This is a genomic window from Streptomyces sp. NPDC003035 (assembly GCF_042888285.1).
Lineage (GTDB): Bacteria > Actinomycetota > Actinomycetes > Streptomycetales > Streptomycetaceae > Streptomyces.
The window spans coordinates 19,589-38,618 of sequence record NZ_JBIAPJ010000012.1; the positions used below are offsets into that span (position 1 = coordinate 19,589).

The window sequence follows — 19,030 nt, forward strand, 5'->3', positions numbered from 1 at the left end:
CGGCCGTCGTACGGGAGGCAGATGCCTGGCGCCCGTTCAGCGCGCGTATCGGCGGCTGCCCCGGTCGGCCTGGGCAGCGCGTTCCGTGTGATGCCGCTTCCGGTGTCGACTTGCCGCAGCTGCAGTCAGGGCAGCACACATCGCCATACAAACGTTCCCCCCGGTGAGAGCCACACCCGTATGACCCCGTGGGTGTTCGCTCCTTTGGCGCAGTACAGCTCGGAGGTTAGACCGAGCCGCTGCTGGTCTGTCAATGCCTCTCGACAAACTCAAGCAGCGGCGCGGCCCGGCCACCCGATCTACGAGGAGCTCTCCTTCGGGTCCTCGGCGTTGCGCCAGATCGTGAGGTCGACGGTGATGTACGTGCTCGGGTCCTTCGCGCCGGACTTGCCGCGGTAGGTCGCGACCGCGATGTGGCCCGCGTCGCTGAGGACGCAGACCTGCGAGCCGTTCGTCAGTTGGTCGAGGCCGATCTTCTCGGTGAAGCGCGTCTCGCTGCGGCAGGTCTCCAAGGAGCCCTTCTGCGTGTTGTTCAGCAGGACCAGCTTCCCGTTGGCCGTGCCGAGCCTGTCGTCTCCGAACATGGAGTCGTGGTAGTAGTACACGTCCCCGTGGCCGTAGGCCACACCGCCCCCGGTGTCCTCGGCCGGGCGCGGCGGGTTGTCGGCGAGCATGAGGTAGTAGTTCCCCGTCACGTCGACGTTCTTGTACGACACGGGCTTCGGGTCGGTCCTCGGCTGCGCCTTCCCCGAGGAGCCGCTCGAACCGCTCGAAGCGCCCGCGCTCGTACTGCCGCTGGATGACGCGGAGTTCCTGCCCTTGGGGTCGTCGGGCAGCAACGCTCCGATGACCCCGAGGCCGACCACCCCTGCCGCGATGGCACCGGCGACGATCAGCCCCGTCCGCTTGGGCTTCGGTGGGGCGGGCGCGAAGCCGCCGGGGTGGAACGGGGGCGGCGTGTGGAAGCCCGGCTGCATGTAGCCGGGCGCCGGGGTGCGGTAGCCGGGCGGCATCGTGCCAGGAGTGCCAGGAGCGCCAGGAGTGCCGGGGGCTCGGGGCGGCATCATGCCGGGGGCGCCCGGGTACCCACCGGGCGGCATCGCACCGGGGACGCCTGGAGCGGCCTGCGTCGGCGCATGGGACACACCGGCACTGGTGGGCGCGTACGCGTGGCCGACCCCCGGAGGCGTCGGAGCCTGCGGGGAGCGCTCGGTCGGCGTCGCGGTCGGCGGTGGCGTCGGGGCCGACGGCTGCGTGACGGGCGCCGACGGCGGCGGGGTCTTCGCCGGCTCGGGCAGGACCAGCCGCTCGGTGATGGAACCGGCGATCGCCTGGGGCAGCCAGTCCTCGCCCTGGCGCAGCGGGACGGGCGAGACGGCGTGGCACAGCTCGATGACCTCGGTCAGGGCCGGCCGATCGGCCGGGTCCCGGCTGAGGCACCGCGTCACCAGGGGCCGCAGCTCCTCGGGGAGCCTGCTGAGGTCGGGGTCCTCGTGCACGATGCGGTAGAGCACGGCGTGTGAGGGGCCGTCACCGAAGGCGGGGGCGCCGATCGCCGCGTAGGCCGCGATCTGGCCGAGCGCGAAGATGTCCGTGGCCGCCGTGACCGTACCGGCCGACGCCTGTTCGGGCGCCATGAACGCGGGCGTACCGACGCTGACGCCGGTGCTGGTCAGGGAGGTGGTGTCGGCCGCGCGGGCGATGCCGAAGTCGATCACGCGAGGGCCGTCGGAGGCCAGCAGGACGTTGGCGGGCTTCAGGTCGCGGTGGACGATGCCCGCGCCGTGGATGACGTGGAGCGCCTCGGCGACCCCGACGGTCAGCAGCAGCACGCTCCGTAGCGGCAGTCCGCCGTGCTGGGCCACGGCGAGGGCGAGGGACGGGCCCGGCACGTAGGCGGTGGCCAGCCAGGGCTGCGAGCCGTCGGTGTCCGAGTCGATGACGGGGGCCGTGTACAGGCCCTGCACTCTCTCCGCGGCCCGCACCTCCTGCTGGAAGCGCCGCCGGAACTCGGGGTCGCCGCTGAACTCGGGGCGGATCACCTTGATGGCGATGGGCCGGCCGCCCGGTGTGTACGAGAGGTACACCTTGCCCATGCCGCCCGTGCCGAGCACGGCCACGAGGCGGTAACCGCCCACAACGGCCGGGTCGTCCCCCTGGAGAGGCTGGAAAAGGTCGGCCGAAGGCACATTGCTCATCTGGAATCATCCCCCTGCTAGCGGCGATCCGGGGGCCGCCGACACCCTGCCGACGCCCCGGAGTCGAGCGAGAGCGTATCGAAGAACCGGCCCGCTCAAGTCACCCAGGGTCGACACCCGTACAGCGCGCAGGCCCCCACCCTGGGGTGGGGGCCTGGTGTCGACGCGCCGGGAGTGCGGCCCCGTCGCCTGGACGGAGGCTCAGAACGAGAGGACGGCGCTTTCGGCCACCCGCGTGCGCATCTCGCACGTGTTCGCGTACGTGGCCGACCAGCTGACGCGCTTGCCCTGCCACACGCCGTCTCCGGTGACGGTGACCGGGTCCCACTCGCGGGTGCAGGGGCGGCTGCCCGGTAAGGCCGTCAGCCGGCCCAGGTCACCGTCGGCACCCGCCAGTTCCTCGCAGGCGGCGGCGGGAGAGGGATGGCTGCCTCCGGGGACGGGCGCGCACTCGAGGGTCACCGCCCGCTCGACGGTGGCCGTCGCGGCGGCCTCACCCTTGCCCAACGTGAGCACGAGGGCCGACGGCGAGTAGAGGGAGGCCGGCTGCGCGGCCCCGGCGTACGCGGTACTCGCCGTGGCCGTGCCGACACAGGCGAGGCCGGTGGCGACGGCGACGGCGCCGAGGGTCTTACGGAGGTAACGCACGAATGACTCCTTTTCGGATAGAGGTGCGATTTCGGGATGGAGTCTTGTCGACGCGCACCGTGATCGCACATCCGCCGCCGCTTTCCGGCCGTATACACGGATAAACCACTGACCGATCGGTCGTTCGGGCAGCTCGGGGCGTATGCGCATCCATCCCGAAGCGGGGCCGGCACGGGGCGAGCCGTGGGCGGTTCAAGGTGAAACGACCACCTGACCTGCGGAGTCGTGAAAATGGTTCCTCCTTGGAGTACTTACGGCAGCGCCTGGCCGACCGGAAGTCTCCGCTCCGGAGGCGTGTCGCGCGTCAGGGCGCGGGGCTACGTCGTGTGCGGGATGCCGCTCCTGGTCGCCCGGCCGGGACCCATGTGGCTCGGCGTGATCGCCCTCGCCGGCGCGGCGGGACCGCGGCCGCTGTCGCTGTCGCCGTCGCCGTCGCCGTCGCCGTCGCCGCGGGAACGATGCAGCGGGAACGACGCAGCGGTACCTCCGTCAGCAGCCGCGCCCACCCCAGCTGCAGTCCCGGTCGCAGCGGACCTCCGTCTGGCTGGTCACCGACCTGCGGCGGTCGCCGCCCTGACCATCGGCGGAATGCCGGCGCCTTCTCGGTCTATGCGGCGCTACGTGCCGGCGCCATGCTCTCTCTCGTTCCGGCAGGACCGCTGTGGGCCTCCCCGGTCCGCCGCCTGACCACCATGCCCGCTCCTCACCTGCGAAGGAGGGCCCTCGTGTCCTTTGACCTCCATACAGCGACGAGCGGCCGGCGCGCCGCCATGGTCGACCGTCTCAAGGCCGATGGCATCCTGACCTCCCCGCTGCTGCGCGATGCCCTGCTCCGCGTGCGCCGCGAGGTGCTGCTCCCCCACGCGTACGTCAGAATCAGTGGCCCGGGCGCGGATCCGATCGACTGGCGCCTCCTCGACGGCTCCCACCCTGACGACCGTGAGGAGTGGCTCGACCTGATCCACAGCGACGAGTCGATCCTTCTCCAGCGCGACGGCGAGCCCCTCGACACTCTCGCCCGTGGGCAGGTGACCGGCGGTCACATGACCTCCATGTCCACTTACACCCCCGCCACCGTCGAAACCCTCCAGGTCCTCGGGCTCGCGCCGGGCCAGCGCTATCTGGAGCTCGGGCCCGGCCCCGGCGTCGCCCTCGCGCTCGCGGCCACCACCATCGGCCCCGGACGTGCCACCGGCGTAGAGCGTGACCCGCACATGGCGGCCTTCGCGCAGCGGAACCTCAACCGGCTGGGTGTCGGCGCAGTGGTGATCGAGGGCGACGCGTTTGAAGGGCACGAGGCCCGGGCGCCGTACGACCGGATCCACTCCGGCATCGGCGTGCCCTGCGTGCCTCCCGCGTGGGTGGAACAGCTCGCGCCCGGCGGACGGCTGCTGACCACGCTCGCCACCCGAACGCCGAGCTGGCCCGGACAGCTCCTCGTCACCCGGACCGTCGGCACGGGCCGGATCGCAGCCGTTCTGCGGGGCCGGCCGCGGGGATACCGACCGATGTTCGGCTACCAGTGGCTCACCGCCCTGGATCACCGCGCACGGATCAAGGCCGACCCCGGCACGGCGCGGCCCACCCGGCTCGCACCACCGGCGGACGACGCGTACGGCTTCTGGATCGCCGCCGCCTACCTCGCTCCCGGCCTGGTACGGGACTTCCAGGCGGAGACGATGACGATCGTCGCCCCCGAGGACGACTCCTGGGCCGTGGCCGGCCCCGTCGACGGCACCGTCCGTGTCCACGGACCGCGCGACGTGTGGGCCGAACTCGAGGACGTGCACGCCCACTGGGTCGAGACCGGCCGACCGCAGACGTACGAAGTCGACCTCCATGACGGCACCGGAGTCCAGCCCGTCACCTCCGGCACGGGGCCTGAGGCCCTGAACTGGTCGCTCCCGCCACTCGCCACCGTCCCCCGGCAGATGCCATGACCGCCCCTCCAGCTCGGGGTCCAGCGGCACCCGAAGCTGCGTCGATATCGGCGCAGCGTGCGTCATCCTTCCCCGCCTGTCCCGGCAGAACGATCACCACGGCCTTGGCGACCAACGGAACAGCCCTTCCTCTCGTGGCCCGCCACTCGGCCGTCGCACCGCCAAGCGGGCGAAGTTGACGCGACGGGGCCGTGTTGACGCACGGCGCGGTATGACAATCATGAAATCTGTCCGGCGTGACTCTTCGAGCGACATGCCTCTCCGTTGTCCTGCTTTCTGCTTTGGGCGCCGCGCCGTCGGCTGCCGCTGTTCCGGTGCCGCCGGCGCCCCCGGCGCAGGTGCTGTCAGCCGGTCTCGCCACTCCCCGGCCCGCGCCGACGCACCAGGTGGTGCTGGACGGCGACTCCTTGTCGATGGAGGACATGCTGCGCATCGTGCGGGGCGAGCCGGTGACGCTGCGGTTGGACCATGGAGCGGCCCGGCGCATGCAGGGTGCCCGTGACGGTGCCTTGCAGGCCCTGGCGGCCGGGGAGCGCGTCTACGGTTGGAACCAGGCGCTGGGCCCGTTGAAGGACAAGCCGCTGGAGCCTGACCAGCAGGAGGAGTTCCAGCGCCGGATCCTGCGCTCCCACGCGGCCGGCACCGGCCCCGCCGTCTCCGACGGTGAGGCACGCCTCGCCCTGGTGCTGCGGGCGAACGCCATGGCTCGCGCCACCATGGGCGTACGGCCGGCCCTGGTCGAGCGAATGCTGTCGCTGGTGAACGCCGGTGTCACGCCGGTCATCCCGCAGGTCGGCTCCCTGGGAACCGGTGACCTGCAGCCGATGGCCGCCGCAGGTCTGGTCATCACCGGCGAGCAGGCCCCGGCCCGCTACCAGGGCCGTACCGCACCGGCGTACGCCACCTTGAAGCGGGCCGGCCTGGAGCCGTCCTTCCCGCTCCAGGCCGGCGAGGCGCTGCCCCTCATCAGCGGCAGCGGCCTGTTGACCGCCCGCTACGTCCATGCCATCGACCGGGCGACCTCCCTGGAGTCGCAGTTCGAAGGAGCCTTCGCCCTGTTCATGGAGGCCACCCGGGCGGAACAGGGCTCCCTCGATGCTCGCACTCACGACGAGCGGCGCATCCCCGAGCAGCAGGCCCTCGCCGCGCGGCTGCGGGCCCTGCTGGCAGGCAGTCAGTGGATGACCGACGAGGGACGCAAGCGGCTGGGCGAGGACCACCCCCGCGTGCAGGACGCCGTGTCCGTGCGGGCCGCTCCCCACATCGCCGCCACCCTCGGCCAGACCCTGCGCGAAGCACGCGTGATCGTCGAGCGCGAGGCCAACGCCTCCACGTCCAATCCGCTGGTGTTCCCCAAGACGGACGGCGGTTACGAGTTCGTCATGGGCGGCAACTGGGACGGTGCCCAGATCGGCCACGCCGTGGACACCCTCAACGCCCAGGCCACCGACGTCGCGGTCCTCGCCCACGAGCTCTCCGCCCGGTTGCTGTCGAACAAGTGGAGCTACGGCCTTCCCGCCAACCTCGCCCACCCGCCGGTCGGCCTCAACTCCGGCATGGTCCAGGCGCAGACGACAGCCGCCGCGCTCATCCCCGAGATGCAGACCAGAGCCGCGCCCTCGGGGGTGCTGTCCCGGCCCGAGAAGGACGGCCAGGAAGACCACAACACCATGGCCATGGCCTCCGTACGCAACCTGCACGACAACCTCGACCGCTTCGAGACCGTCCTCGCCGTCCTGCTCATGATGGACGCCCAGGGAATCGACCTGATCGGCAAAGAGATGCGCGGCCTCTCCTTGGGCACCGGCACCGCCGCGCTGCATCACCGGATCCGCCAGACCGTCGCGCCCCTCAAGGACGACCGGTGGATGACACCCGACGTGGAGAAGATGACGGAACTCGTACGCAGCCGCGCCCTGCAGACGGTCGTGAACCACATCGCCGGCCCCCGCACGTGACACCGCCAGGTGGCCTGGTCGTGCCGGTGTGACCGGAATCAGGTCTGGTGCGGTGCTCGGCGATCGGCTGGTACGCGGAGGCGGGGCGTCCCCACTCGGACCTCAGCCACACTGGGCACACGGGTGGGTCAGACGCACCAGGTGCGGATGCGGTCCGCTGCCTCGTAGACGCCGGCCTTGCCGGCCTGGATGTCGCGGACGAGCTCGACCATGGCGCCGTACGGGGGGTCGATGTCCTCGCCGGAGGCGTGCATGTAGGCAGCCGCGACCTGACAGGCGTAAAGGCTGTTGCGGTACGGCAGCGGCTGCAGCCTGATCACCGTGTGCAGGAGGGCTGCGGCGCGCCAGGCGGGGTCCGGCTCGGACATGGCGGGGCGGGGGACGCGGGTCTTGTGACGGGCCACGGCGGCGACGAGAGCGGAGTAGTCGGCGACGCTGACGTCTTCGGGCACAGCCTGCTCCTGGACGTCCAGGAGCCAGGGGACGTCGATGTGGAGGATCATCAGGCGGCGTCCGCCCCCGACCGGTGGCGTGCGGAGGGCCGCGCTTCGTCGGGGAAGGCGTCGTCGAACTCGTCCCGGTGCGCCTCACCCCAGGAGACCGCGTAGCGGACGAACTGGCGGCGTTGACGCTCACGCAGCGGCAGGTCGTGGACGTACTGCTTGAGGGACTTGCCTTCGGCGGCCGCGGCGGCGCGGACCTCCTCCAACTCCTCGTCGGTGAAGGTGACGTTCAAGGACGGCATACCGCAGATGGTACCTAGCAGGTACCGACGCGGCCAGAGACCGCCGAGGTGGGGTTACGGCGCGGCGCCGGCGACGACGCCGGCAGTCCTCCTGCCGGTGTCCATTCGCGGCCCGTGCGTGGCAACGAACGTGACGTCCGCGAGCACGGGCATCACCCAGTGTTCGCACGCAGGACTTCAGTGAGGGCCCATCGGTGCGGCCGTGCTCGAACTCCCAGGGGCAGATGCGAGCGCCCCGTGGTGAGGGGCGGCCTGAGTATGCGGTCGGGCCCGCCGCATACTGCGCGGCGGGCCCGACTCCTTCGTGGCCGAGGCGGGATTCGAACCCGCGACCTCTGGGTTATGAGCCCAGCGAGCTACCGAACTGCTCCACCCGGCGGCCTTCACTGTAGAACGCCAACGCGAGATCCCGCGAAGGATTTTCACCCGGCCCGCACCCACCCACCCTGTCCCCGATTCCGTGAAGGTCGGCCCCGCCCGGGTCACGCCAAGGGTTTGCTCCGCAGGTCTCGCAGGTCTCGCAGGTCTCGCAGGTCTCGCAGGTCTCGCAGGTCTGCCGGTACTCGTCCTCGGCGAGCGGGGACGCAGCCCGCCCTCGCAGGCCGGCGCCGGAGACCGCATGGAGAGCGTGCCGGCCGAGACTCGGTCCACGAAGGAAAGCCTTGGATTGCTCCGACGCCGCACCGTGGCAATCCATACCGATGCCTTGGATATGTGTTCTACCTTAGGGTCTCCGACGTCTATCCGGGGGGATCGTCACATGGCCAAGGACGAGATCGAGCACATCCGCACCGAGCGGCCGCCCGCGTCCATCGCTGCTCTCGCCGCCCGAACCGGCGTGGGTGACTGGGTCGACACGCTCGCGACGAAGCAGGGCTTCGGGTGGAGGAAGTGGCGGGACTGGAGGCTCTACTTCTTCACGGGTGGCCTGATCGTCACGGCGCCGGATGGCTTTACGGCCACGTACGACTGGGGGACCGTACGCGTCCTGCAGTACCGCACCACCGTCAACGGCGGCGCATCAGACGCTTGCTCGACGCTGATCGACCCGGCGGGGAGCGCCCTGAACATAGGGTTCGGCAGACCCCCCTTGTTCAAGTCCGACAAGGCGGCTCTCGGTATCACCTCGTGGGTGAACGGCGCCGGGTTCCTCTACCCGCACATGTGGGGTGACCACATCCAGGAGTGCGTCACCCGCGCCCAGCTGCCCGGAACGGTCTCGCGCCTTCAGCGGGGCGACAGGGTGAACTTCGGTCCGTACATGGTCGATCAGCAGGGCGTCTCGGACAAGAAGTACTCGGTCGCCTGGTCAGAGCTCACCGAACTCGGCCTCCACACCGGCACCCTGATGTTCAACGGTTCCCAGAGAAGGTCGACGGCTCCGGAAATGGCGAAGGCGTTCCAGATCCCCAACCTCGACCTCTTCATGAAGCTGTGCCGGCATCTGAGCCCCCACCTGAAGGGCTGACCTCTCCACCGTGGAACACCTGACGGGGGAGGACCCCGCACACATCGGCCCATACCGCCTGATCGCCCGTCTCGGCGCGGGCGGAATGGGCCTGGTCTACCTGGGCCGCTCCGATGTAGGACGTACGGTCGCCGTCAAGGTCGTCCAGGCCGAACACGTCCAGCACCCCGAGTTCCGCAGGCGGTTCGCCCGCGAGGTGGCGGCGGCCCGGCGGGTGGGCGGATCCTGGACGGCCGACGTCCTGGACGCCGACACCGAGGCCGCCGTGCCGTGGGTGGCGACCCAGTACATCCCGGGGCCCGACCTGACCACCGTCGTGGCCCAGGACTTCGGGCCGTTGCCCGAGCGGTCGGTCCGTACCCTCGCCAACCGCCTCGCCCTCGCCCTGCAGGCCGTGCACGAGGCGGGCCTGATCCATCGGGACCTCAAGCCGTCGAACGTCCTGGTCACCGTGGACGGGCCTCGCGTCATCGACTTCGGCATCGCGCGGGCGATGGACAGCCTGGCCGGGGACAGCCTGCACACCCGCACCGGCATGCTGATCGGCTCACCCGGCTTCATGTCGCCGGAGCAGGTGCGCGGCCTCGAACTCACCCCGGCGTCCGACGTGTTCTGCCTGGGGGCGCTCCTCGTCTACGCCGCCACCGGACGCCTCCTGTTCGGCGCCACGGAGACCGGCCTCAACGCCCACCTCTTCCGGATCGCCGAGGAGGAGGCGGACCTGACCGGCGTACCGGACTCGCTCGTCGATCTCGTACGCGCATGTCTGCACAAGGATCCTGCCAAGCGGCCCACTCCCCAAGAGGTGGCCGCGCGCACGGCGACCGACCAGGCCGGTGAGTGGCTGCCGGGGTCGGTACTGGCTCAACTCGGCCGACGCGCCGCTCATCTGCTGGATTACACCCCCGCCGCACCCGCCGCCCGCCCGGGCCCTCGCGTCCAGCCCGCCCAGCCGCTGCCTCCGCCGCCCGCGTACGCCCCGACGGCCCCCGCACACGCCGGGGCCGCACCCGTCTTCGGTACTCCCCCGGGCCCGCCGCCCGGCGTCTGGGGCGCACCCGCTACCCCAGCCCACCTCCCCGACCCGGTGGCCCCGCATCCCAAGCGCTGGTGGGCACTGCTGGTGCTCGGTCTGGCGCAACTGATCGTGCTGATCGATGCGACGTACTCCAACACGGCGATGATGTGGAGCGGCGCCGAGGGGGACCTGGGGCTTCCCGTCGACGGCGTGAAGGTGTCGTCCACCGTTTACCTGGACGTGATGCCCATCGCCTATGTGCTGGCCTTCCTCGGGCTGCTGCTGTTCGGCGCCCGCATCGCGGACCTCATAGGCCGCAAGAGGATGCTGATGGTCGGCCTGCTCGGATTCGCGGTGGCTGCCGCGATCGGCGGCATGGCGACCTCTTCCGGCATGTGGACCGCGGGCCGCGCTCTGCAGGGCGCCTTCGCCGGGCTCATCTCGTCGTCCGCGCCCCTCCTGGTGTCCACCTCCTTCACCGACCCGCGGGAACGCCGCAAGGCTTTCGGGATCTACGTCGCGATCGCGGGCAGCGGCCCGGCGCTCGGCTTGATGGCGGTCTTTTTGCTTCCGATGAGCCTGAACTGGCGTTGGTGCCTGTTCGCCGGAATCCCCTTCGCCGTGGTCGCCGTGATCGGAGCGGCGGCCCTGGTGCACGACCACCCGGGCCGCATCGGCGCTCGATTCGATCTGCTCGGCGTCCTGCTCGGTACGGGCGGGATCGCCGGTATCAGTGGGGCCGTTCCGCACTTCACGGGCCAGGCGGTCATCCTGCCTCCGACGGCCGTCATCCTGCTTGTGGCCTTCGTGTGGTGGCAGACCAGGACGGCCGGCGCACTTGCTTCGCCCTCCGGCATCAAAGTCCCGGCACCCCTCGGGTACTTCCTCGCGACGGTCCTGGCCAACGCCGTCGTCTTCGCCCTGCTCGTGGCCATGGGGGTTTACCACTACTAGCCTGAGGCTTACGTGCGGGCGGGTGGCCGTGGTGTGAGGCGGATCATGACGACGGCACACTGTGTCCGTGAGTTACAGCGTCTTCCTGCTCCGGTTCGTGGACGGCGAGGTCGTCGCCCTGGACGCCGAACGGTTCCGACAGGTGACGGAGCCGTACGTGGTGGCGGGCGGCCCGGAGGGAGGCTTCTCCCAGCTCCGCGCGGAGGACGGGGGTGAGGCGGACCTTTACCACGAGTCCCAGAACGAGGCCGGGATGTCGTGCGTGACAGCGACGCACTTCGCCCGTGGCGCGATGCTCGGCGTACTTGCCCGGCTGGCGGCGGCCCTCGGGGCCTCGATCGTGCCCCAGAGCGGCGGCGCGCTGATCTTCCACGAGGACGACCGCCGTCATCTTCCTGCGGATCTCCAGGCGAAGGCGGTTGTCATAGCCCCCACGGCGGAGGCGTTCCAGGCGGCATTCGACGCGCGAAGAGGCACCGTCACCGCAGCGGCAATCCGCTCGTGGGTCCGTCCATGAACCGCCGAACCAGGGGGCGGCAGCCGCCTGCGCAGTCTCGGTGCCGTCCTGCTCGTTCAGTGGGTGGGCGGCTCCATGGAAGACGCTGCCGACTTCCTGGGAATCAACGCCGCCGGCGGCCGATACACCGGCACGAGCAAGCGGCTCGGCCCGCTTCACCGCTGCGTTGGAGGGCGAGGCGAACCCCGGTTCGCTCCGCGTCCCCCGATCCGCCGGGACTGAGTTCTGAAGGCCGTGTTGAGTGACGCAGAAATGGCTCGGTAAAGCGTCAGCGATAACTCACTCGAGGGCATGAAATTCACCCAGCCGCAACCTCGGAAGCCATGAAATTGTTCAACGCGCAAATCCGCCAGAGGGCACAAAGTTGCTCAGTCCGCAAATCCGGCAGAGGGCACGCAGTCCGTTCATTCGCAACAGTATCGACAAGAAGCTCCGAGGTTGACGGCGTCGTGGGGTTTGCTTATGGTCCAGTCGTTCAGGTTCCCGCCGATCGACATCCGAAGGTATTCATGACCGCGCCTCCAATGTTGCCGAAGTTCCGGCATCAGTTGATTCTTTCCGTTCTGATGCTCTGTTCGCTGCTGATTTGGCTGGACAATACCGTCCTGAGTACTACGCTGGAGACCCTTGCAGACCCGGTCCGTGGACTGGCGGCCAATCCCGGTCAGCTGCAATGGGCGACCGGTTCGTACACTCTGGCCTTCGCCACATTGATGTTCAGTGCAGGCGCATTGGGCGATCGGTTCGGTCACCGGACTGTGTTTTCCAGTGGGTTGGTGATCTTCGCCGGGTCCTCGCTATGGGCGGCGTACGCAACCGATGCGGGCCAGCTGATTGCGGCTCGAGCTGCGATGGGTGTGGGCAGCGCGCTGATCACGCCGGCCATGATGGCCATCCTTATATGGACCTTTACCGGCCCCGCACGGGCTGCCGCGATCGGCATTTTCTCGACGTCGGCCGGAGTCGGAATGGCCGCCGGACCGGTGCTGGCGGGGTTCCTGCTCGACCATTTCTGGTGGGGCTCGGTCTTTCTGATCAATGTCCCGGTCGCAGCATTGGCGCTGGTCGGGCTCGCGGTGCTGGTTCCGAATTTCCGTAGCCCCACTCTGCGACCACTGGACCCCGCTGGAATGTTGCTGTCGATCAGTGGGCTCGTGGCGTTGGCCTACGGGCTGATCCGGGCAGGGCAGGTGGCGGCATGGAGTCGTACTGACGTCTGGGCACCGATCGTTGTCGGACTGGTTCTCCTGGTCGTTTTCGTACTCGTCGAACTGCGTGTCAAGGTGCCCAGCTTTGATCCGCGACTGTTCGCGCAACGCACCTTCGCTGGCGGAAATGTGGCGCTCGGATTACTGCTCTTCGGTGTGGCCGCCATCACCTTCTACAATGCGTTCTACCTGCAGGGCGCGCTCGGGTTTTCACCGATGAAGGCGGGTTTGGCCAATATCCCGACCGCATTCGGCGCGCTCGCGGGGGCGCCCCTTGCCTCGCGCCTGGTTCGCCGCCTGTCGCTGCGGCTTGTCACCGTGCCGGCGCTGACCGTGGCTGCGCTGACCATGGGCGGGTACGGGTTCCTCGGACTCCAAACTCCACTCGTCTGGATCGAGATCCTGTTGTTGATACAGGGTCTCTCGGTCGGCATGGTGATCGGCCCCGTTACGGCCGCATTGATCAGCGACCTGCCGTTGGAACAGGCCGGTGCAGGATCGGCCGTCACCAACACCGTGCGACAAACCGGCAGTGTGATCGGAATCGCAGTAGGCGGCACGATCATGTCGATCGTGTACCGGCGTGCGATCGAACCTTCACTGGAGGGCGCACCCGGTCCGGTGCAGGATCAGGCGCGAGTTTCCGCCGAACAGGCCCGCCATGTCGCCACCGTTATCCACCGGCCCGCTCTTGCTCAGGCTGCCGATAATGCGTTTATCCATGCTATGCACATCGGCGCGGGCTGGATCGCGGTCATCGCACTCCTCGGAGCGGCTGTGCTGCTGATGACCTTGCCTGCCGGAAAGAAGAAGGGTCCGATACCGGAGCCGGACGACGAAGAGGCCCGCAGCTCCGTCTGAGAGTGTGATGGCAGAACCCAGGATCAGGCCCGCCGCAGGGCAGCATCACATACCAGCTTCCGCAGCTCAGCGGGCACATGCGGCGCATGTCGCCAAGCGTCTGCGCTCGCGAGAAGCGCCTCGGGCTGCGCCCAGTCCGTGTCAGCACCGCGATCGTGTTATTGATCAGAAACTCATGGGGTTCTCGTCCAGGACGTAGCGGACGTGCGGGCCGCTGAAATAGCCGCGGACGATGTGCGGTTGGCGCTGGCGTCTGCAAAATGAAGCGACGTGTTTCCGCGGCGAGTTCGGCCTGGAACCGGCGATCGGGTACGGGGCGTGGGGGGCGGGAGCGCTCGCGCTGGTGTACGCGTGCGCGTACCGGCCCCGCGCCCCTCGGGGGGGCAGCGGAGCCGGTACGCACGGCGTGACGCACGAGCCTCAGGCCACGCGGGTCAGTTCGCGGTGGCCGGCAGTGCGTAGCCGCCTCGTCCGGCGTAGACGCTGTCGTACACCGGGCGTTCGACTCCCTTCCCGTCCACCTCGTCGGCAAGGATGTTCTTGACCTCGCCGTCGACGACGAACGTCGTGGACCCGCCGCCGTCCAGATTCAGCGCGTCCACGGCCCCGAGGTCCTCCATGATCTTCGCCAGGTCGTAGATCGGCACACCGAGCCGATCCTGGGCCTTGGCCGTGACGGCGACGAGGATGGTGCGCCCCCAGCCGTCCACACCGATGGCGGTACGGGGGTCCAGGCCGGTGTTGGAGCTCACTGTGGCCACGACCTCGCCGTTGCGCATCAGTTGGTGCGTGCCGTTGATCACGTCGACGGACGGATACGCCGGGTTGAGAGGGATGTCCTCGTCGTCGGTCGTCTCATCGGTGAAGCCGATGTCCTTGGCGCTCTGCGCGTAGCTGAGCTTCGTTCCCACCTCTACGTTCTCGGTGAGCCACTTTGCTCCGCCGTCAGCCTGCGTCAGGCCGATCCCCTGGAGCACCTTGCCGTTCGGAGGGATGTCCATGCCGCCTCGCGTGGGCTTCACCGCGATGACGTAGCCGTCCTTGTCGACGGCGACCTCGACTCCCTCGGCGTTGTCCGCCGCCACGAAGGGCGTGTGCTCGGGATACGGGGTCTTCTGGCCGTACGCGGAGGTGAAGACGACGATCTCGCTGTCGTCCTCGTAGTAGGGGCCGCTCTTCAGCGCCCGGCCGTTCTCGTCTTTGTAGTAGAGGACCTTGCCGGTGGCGTCCCTCTCGGCGGGAAGGGCCCTGTCGCTGGATTCCTGCTGGCAGAACGGGATCCAGCCCGGGTAGCGGTTGAGACCGTCGACGGTGCGCTTGACGTCGTCGGTCGTGCCCGGGGTCTTCTTGTCGGACGTGATCTCGATCGAGGTCGTGATCCTGGTGAAGTGGGGCCGCCCGTGCTGGAGTACGACCGCGTTCTGTCCTCTCCTGCAGGACGCCCCCTGGATGACGTCCTCTTGGACGGAGAGCATCATCGGGATGGACCGCTCCTCGCGGATCGCATCCCCGTCTGCCTCCTGGTCCTTGGCGGCGACGGAGAAACTGCTGTTGACGCCGACGTAGGGAGCGTCGTTCCCAGTCGTTCCGACGGTGTCCAGCATCGCGGTGGTGGTCTCCTTCACCCCGACCGCCGTACCGAACGTGCTGCCCAGCGAGATCGCGCCCATGTCGGGGTCGATGACCGCCACGCGGACGACGAGATCGGAGGACGCGCTGGAGTACGTCGTCCGCTCGATCCCCTCCGTCACGGTCTCGGGGTGGGCCGTCAGACCGTCCAGTATCGACGCGATCTTGTTGGCCGAGGGGTCGTTCACGGCGGTCGCCGTGGACTGCGTCAGAGCCAGCGTCGCCAAGGCGACGGACACGGCCGTGATACGGCGACGCGTGGTGTTCTTCTTCTCCATGGTCAGCACTTCGATTCCGCGTCGGCGAGCTTGTGGGAGCTGATCTGTCGCTGGTAGAGCGTGGGAAGAGTCGTCTCCTGCCCGGGCGGAACGACGTACGCCCGCATGGTCCAGGTGCCGATGTGCCATGCTCCGTAGCCGGCCCCGTCGTAGAAGCAGGCGAACTTGTGCGACCGGTTGGAGACGGACACGACCTTGTCGTCCCAGGTCGCCGAGTAGTCCTTGTTGCCGGTCACCCCGTCGGGCAGCACATCGGGCTCGGTCGTCCCCGCGGCCACACCGCGCCCGCTGGGACCCTGGAAGATGCACAGACGGGTGGCCTGGCAGCGTTCGAACCCGGTCCTGCAACCCGGCTTGGACTTGGCGAACTTGTGCGAGGCGGGAACCACCTCCTGAACGCCCTCGTCCTTGGGCAGGTCACCCCCGAGGTGCCCGGGCCGGACGGACTGCATCTTGCCCCCGCCGTAGCTCGGGCCGTCGTACAGACAGGCCCACGAGGTCGTGTTGTTGCGGAAGGACACGAAGGTCTTCCCGGTCAGGGCCGCCTCAGCCTTGTAGTCCAGGACGGGACCGCCCTGGAGGGAGAACGAGACCATTTCGCCGTTCCCACCGGCCTCGGTGTACAGACAGAAGTTCTCGGTCGGGCAGTTGTCGTACGCCGCTTGCGCCGATCCTGCCTGCAACCACACCAACGATGCGGCCAGCATCAGCACCGCCAGCCCCACTACGGGCAGACGGCCAAAAGAGTTCTTGATCGTATTCACGCCGAGACCCTACGTGCACCGGCCCCGCGTCCCTCCGGGGGGCGGGGCCGGTACGCACTGCGTAGGCGTCTCAGGCGACGCGGGTCAGGAACTCCGTCCAGGCGGCCGGGGCTACGGAGAACTGGGGGCCGGTGGCGTTCTTGGAGTCACGGACGTGGACGGCGGAGGCGCAGGGGGCAACCTCGACGCAGTCGCCATCGCCGCCGCTGCTGTAGCTCGACTTGTGCCAGAACTGGGCGACTTCGATGCAGTCGTCGCCGCTGCCGCCGCTGTAGCTGCTCTTGAACCAGGCCAGGTCAGTGGTGCTCATAGCGTTCCTCGGATCTCCCGCATCAGGCTCACGGACTCCTCAGGGGACAGAACCTGTGCCCGCGTCCTGGCATATCTCTTCTGGAGGATGCTGACCACGTCGGGGTCGGAAACGAACTGGCCCGTCTCCTGGCCCTCGCAGTACGCGTACCAGGCGTTCCCCGGAGTCTCCAGGAGTCGCATGGGCCGAAAGAAGCGGCCAGTGAAGGAATGAGCTCACTGTGCGGGCTGCGGACCTCCGTTGAACGGTCCTCAGCGCGCCTGGTGAGGGCAAGGGACGCCTGTTCGTTGCCCCCGGGTGTGTCATTCACCGACGCGCAGTGGGCACAGGGTCGGCGGGAGGAAGGCGTGGCCGGTGCGGCTACTTCGTCGCGGCGTCAGACAGGGCGACACTGCTAACCCACATCAGCACATGCCCCCGGAACAGCGTCACCGGGTCGGGATCGGCTGGGTGAGGTTCACCGGGTTGCCGTCGGGGTCCTGGATGTGGGCGACGCGCTGTCCCCACGGCATGTCGTTGGGGCCGCCGCGGACCGAGCCGCCCAGCGCCTCCACCCGGCCGAAGGTCTCGTCGACGTCGTCGACACCGATGCTGAGCAGGATCCGCGGCGCCGCCCCGGTCCCCGGGTCCGCCTTGGTCACCAGCCCGAGGTCGGTGTCGCCGATGCGCAAGCCGAGGTAGAAGGCCGGGCCTTCCGCCGGTACCCGGAAGATCTCCTCAGCGCCGAACAATTTCGTGTAGAAGCCGAGCAGAACGTCCTGGTCGGCAGTCACGATCACCGGCTGGATGGTGGACATGGCACTCCTGTCGAGAACGGTTGTGTCGCTGGTAGACCGTTCGAGGACGGAGAAGTCATCGGCAGGACCACCACGCCGGACGATCCACCCCACAGACTGCCGCCCACGACTTGCACGAGCACCCCGAAACGAGGTCACGCCACCCCACTGACCTGCCACTTCAAGATGGCGGAGGTTCAGTGATGCTGATGCCGGATGTCACTGCCGCTCCCCGGCGAGGAAGTGCCGGATGTCTGCCGCCAGGGAAGCCATCTGCTCGCCGGCCTCCAGCCAGGTGGTCACCGATGCGCCCCAGCCGCCGGAGGCCTTCGGCCACGGTCGCAAGGTCCAGGTCAGCCCGACGTGCCCGCCGGACCGGAACACAGCTGACACCGCCAGGTCCCCGTCGTTCGTCTCCCAGCTCCGGTCACCGTCCCATCCCCGGTAGTCGGCGGCGAGCTCTTCCAAGAACGGGGCGAGATCGCTGCCCCAGGTCCAGGCGACGACCTCGTTGACGCGAGCCGTCAGACCCGGGGCCCGCAGCTCGACGGCATAGTGCACGGAGTCCGCGTCGAAGCTGAATCGGTCGCAGAACGTCACGCCGACGGATGTGCAGTCCTGGCAGCGGATGGTCACACTGGGCTCGTCGTCGTGGGTGGCGTCGTCCGGGGAGGTCATGGGCGGAACGCTAGGCCGGCCCCGCGTGCGCCGTCATTCGGATTCGTCGCCGGTGGAGTGAAGGACGGCTCCGGCGATCTCGCGACAGCCTGCTGACCGGCCTCCCAGTCGCTCCTTCCGGAGCAGCAGCACCCCAGCGTTCGAAGGCAGGCGGTGCCGGTGCCCCGACCGGGACCCGTCCGCCCCGCCGACCACCGGGTCGACGGGGCGTGGTGCCCTTGAGGGTGTACCGCCTATGGGAAGCGGGATTGGTTCGACCACATCGAATCCCGCGCACGGATGGGGCTGCTCGGAGATCCCCGGGCAACGGTGATCACCGTTGGGCGGTGGTGCTCGCCCCGTCGAGTGCTTCCCGGATGATGTCCGCGTGTCCGGCATGCTGCGCTGTCTCTCTGATCACGTGCAGCAGGATCCGGCGCGCTGACCAGTGCACGGTCTGCGGCGGCGACCACGGAGTCCGGGGAAGGGGCACGCTCCGGTCGAGGTCAGGCAGGGCAGCCACGGCATTCTCGGTCCCGTGAGCGGCGACGGCGTACTGCTCCAGCAGCTCAGCGAGCGTCTCACCTTCGACCATGCGGTATTGCTCCAGGTCGAGCATGCCCTCCGGCAGTTCTCCGTCCCCCTTGACCATGATGTGCGTCCACACCTGCTCGCACCGGGTGAGGTGTTTGACGATCCCGCCCAGGGTGAGCTCGCTCGCGGTCGTGCGCTCTCTGGCCTGGGCGTCGGTGAGATCGCGCGCGGTGATCAGCAGGAGCGCCCTCTGTTCCGCGAGTGCGTGGAGCAGTTCCCCGCGTTCGCCTGGAAGAGGCAGGGTTGGGTCGTACGACGAAGTGGTCATGGACCGACCGTAGGAGGCGTGTAGGCCAGCGTCTGTCCTCGTTTCCGTCCCGAGGACTCAACCAGCATGCTCCGGAACCGGGGCAGGTCGAACCGGGGCAGGTCGGAGTGGGGTAGGCGCGCATCGGCTCGGTCACGTCGGCGAACCGCCGGCCGTAGTGCCCGCGGAGGGCGTTCTGGTGGGCGGCGTGGATGTCGTGGTCGAGGGACGGGCGGTTCTGGTCCTCGCTGTCGTGGTGA

The 19,030-nt window shown here is 69.0% G+C and carries 17 protein-coding genes, 1 tRNA gene and 1 pseudogene; 6 read left to right on the forward strand and 13 right to left on the reverse strand.

Annotation, left to right across the window (positions count from 1 at the left end):
- Positions 1–299: 299 nt before the first annotated feature.
- Both ACFYV5_RS31430 and ACFYV5_RS31435 read right to left on the reverse strand, forming a co-directional pair.
- Positions 300–2,198, reverse strand: a complete 1,899-nt coding sequence (locus tag ACFYV5_RS31430; protein ID WP_389174061.1) for a serine/threonine protein kinase — start codon at positions 2,196–2,198, stop codon at positions 300–302.
- 201 nt (positions 2,199–2,399) lie between these two features.
- A complete protein-coding gene (locus ACFYV5_RS31435) occupies positions 2,400–2,846 on the reverse strand; it encodes a subtilase-type protease inhibitor (RefSeq protein WP_355113932.1) in 447 nt (148 codons plus the stop codon).
- Between the two features lie 725 nt (positions 2,847–3,571).
- On the opposite strand from ACFYV5_RS31435, the gene ACFYV5_RS31440 reads away from it, so the two are divergent.
- Together ACFYV5_RS31440 and hutH are read left to right on the forward strand one after the other, a co-directional pair.
- Positions 3,572–4,786 carry a methyltransferase domain-containing protein gene (locus ACFYV5_RS31440; RefSeq protein WP_389174065.1) on the forward strand — a complete coding sequence of 405 codons (1,215 nt, stop codon included), beginning with the start codon at positions 3,572–3,574 and terminating at the stop codon, positions 4,784–4,786.
- A gap of 314 nt (positions 4,787–5,100) precedes the next feature.
- Entirely contained in the window at positions 5,101–6,744 is a 1,644-nt protein-coding gene (gene hutH / locus ACFYV5_RS31445) for a histidine ammonia-lyase (protein WP_389174068.1), read from the forward strand.
- A 128-nt stretch (positions 6,745–6,872) separates the two neighbouring features.
- Here hutH and ACFYV5_RS31450 read toward each other — a convergent pair whose 3' ends face one another.
- From ACFYV5_RS31450 to ACFYV5_RS31460, 3 genes are all read right to left on the reverse strand, one after another.
- Positions 6,873–7,247 carry a toxin Doc gene (locus tag ACFYV5_RS31450; RefSeq protein WP_389174071.1) on the reverse strand — a complete coding sequence of 125 codons (375 nt, stop codon included), beginning with the start codon at positions 7,245–7,247 and terminating at the stop codon, positions 6,873–6,875.
- A complete protein-coding gene (locus ACFYV5_RS31455; RefSeq protein WP_355113926.1) occupies positions 7,247–7,489 on the reverse strand; it encodes a hypothetical protein in 243 nt (80 codons plus the stop codon). Before ACFYV5_RS31455 ends, ACFYV5_RS31450 begins: the two co-directional genes overlap by 1 nt.
- A gap of 305 nt (positions 7,490–7,794) precedes the next feature.
- Positions 7,795–7,868: transfer RNA gene (locus ACFYV5_RS31460), tRNA-Met, on the reverse strand.
- Positions 7,869–8,249: 381 nt separating this feature from the next.
- Between ACFYV5_RS31460 and ACFYV5_RS31465 the strand changes: the two genes are divergently transcribed.
- From ACFYV5_RS31465 to ACFYV5_RS31480, 4 genes are all read left to right on the forward strand, one after another.
- Positions 8,250–8,957: a DUF6585 family protein gene (locus ACFYV5_RS31465; RefSeq protein ID WP_389174076.1), complete on the forward strand. Its 708-nt coding sequence runs from the start codon at positions 8,250–8,252 to the stop codon at positions 8,955–8,957.
- A 10-nt stretch (positions 8,958–8,967) separates the two neighbouring features.
- Positions 8,968–10,929 (forward strand): MFS transporter, encoded by a 1,962-nt coding sequence (locus ACFYV5_RS31470; RefSeq protein ID WP_389174079.1) that lies wholly within the window; start codon positions 8,968–8,970, stop codon positions 10,927–10,929.
- Between the two features lie 67 nt (positions 10,930–10,996).
- Positions 10,997–11,446, forward strand: a complete 450-nt coding sequence (locus tag ACFYV5_RS31475) for a hypothetical protein (protein WP_389174082.1) — start codon at positions 10,997–10,999, stop codon at positions 11,444–11,446.
- Positions 11,447–11,955: 509 nt separating this feature from the next.
- Positions 11,956–13,515, forward strand: coding sequence for an MFS transporter (locus ACFYV5_RS31480; protein ID WP_389174085.1), 1,560 nt, complete (start codon positions 11,956–11,958; stop codon positions 13,513–13,515).
- 165 nt (positions 13,516–13,680) lie between these two features.
- On the opposite strand, the pseudogene ACFYV5_RS31485 reads toward ACFYV5_RS31480, so the two are convergent.
- The 8 genes and pseudogenes from ACFYV5_RS31485 to ACFYV5_RS31520 form a co-directional block, all read right to left on the reverse strand.
- Positions 13,681–13,816: pseudogene (locus ACFYV5_RS31485) on the reverse strand (IS630 family transposase); the annotation flags it as partial.
- 133 nt (positions 13,817–13,949) lie between these two features.
- Entirely contained in the window at positions 13,950–15,422 is a 1,473-nt protein-coding gene (locus ACFYV5_RS31490) for a phosphodiester glycosidase family protein (protein WP_389174088.1), read from the reverse strand.
- Between the two features lie 2 nt (positions 15,423–15,424).
- Positions 15,425–16,105 (reverse strand): peptidase inhibitor family I36 protein, encoded by a 681-nt coding sequence (locus tag ACFYV5_RS31495; protein ID WP_389174091.1) that lies wholly within the window; start codon positions 16,103–16,105, stop codon positions 15,425–15,427.
- 151 nt (positions 16,106–16,256) lie between these two features.
- Positions 16,257–16,496 carry a DUF397 domain-containing protein gene (locus tag ACFYV5_RS31500; protein WP_389174094.1) on the reverse strand — a complete coding sequence of 80 codons (240 nt, stop codon included), beginning with the start codon at positions 16,494–16,496 and terminating at the stop codon, positions 16,257–16,259.
- Positions 16,493–16,678, reverse strand: coding sequence for a hypothetical protein (locus ACFYV5_RS31505; protein WP_389174097.1), 186 nt, complete (start codon positions 16,676–16,678; stop codon positions 16,493–16,495). The genes ACFYV5_RS31500 and ACFYV5_RS31505 overlap by 4 nt, the downstream gene beginning before the upstream one ends.
- Positions 16,679–16,924: 246 nt before the next feature.
- Positions 16,925–17,293: a VOC family protein gene (locus ACFYV5_RS31510; protein ID WP_389174099.1), complete on the reverse strand. Its 369-nt coding sequence runs from the start codon at positions 17,291–17,293 to the stop codon at positions 16,925–16,927.
- A 198-nt stretch (positions 17,294–17,491) separates the two neighbouring features.
- Positions 17,492–17,950, reverse strand: coding sequence for a DUF6228 family protein (locus ACFYV5_RS31515; RefSeq protein ID WP_389174102.1), 459 nt, complete (start codon positions 17,948–17,950; stop codon positions 17,492–17,494).
- A 313-nt stretch (positions 17,951–18,263) separates the two neighbouring features.
- Complete coding sequence (locus ACFYV5_RS31520) at positions 18,264–18,791, reverse strand: DinB family protein (protein WP_389174105.1); 528 nt, start codon at positions 18,789–18,791, stop codon at positions 18,264–18,266.
- Positions 18,792–19,030: the final 239 nt, after the last annotated feature.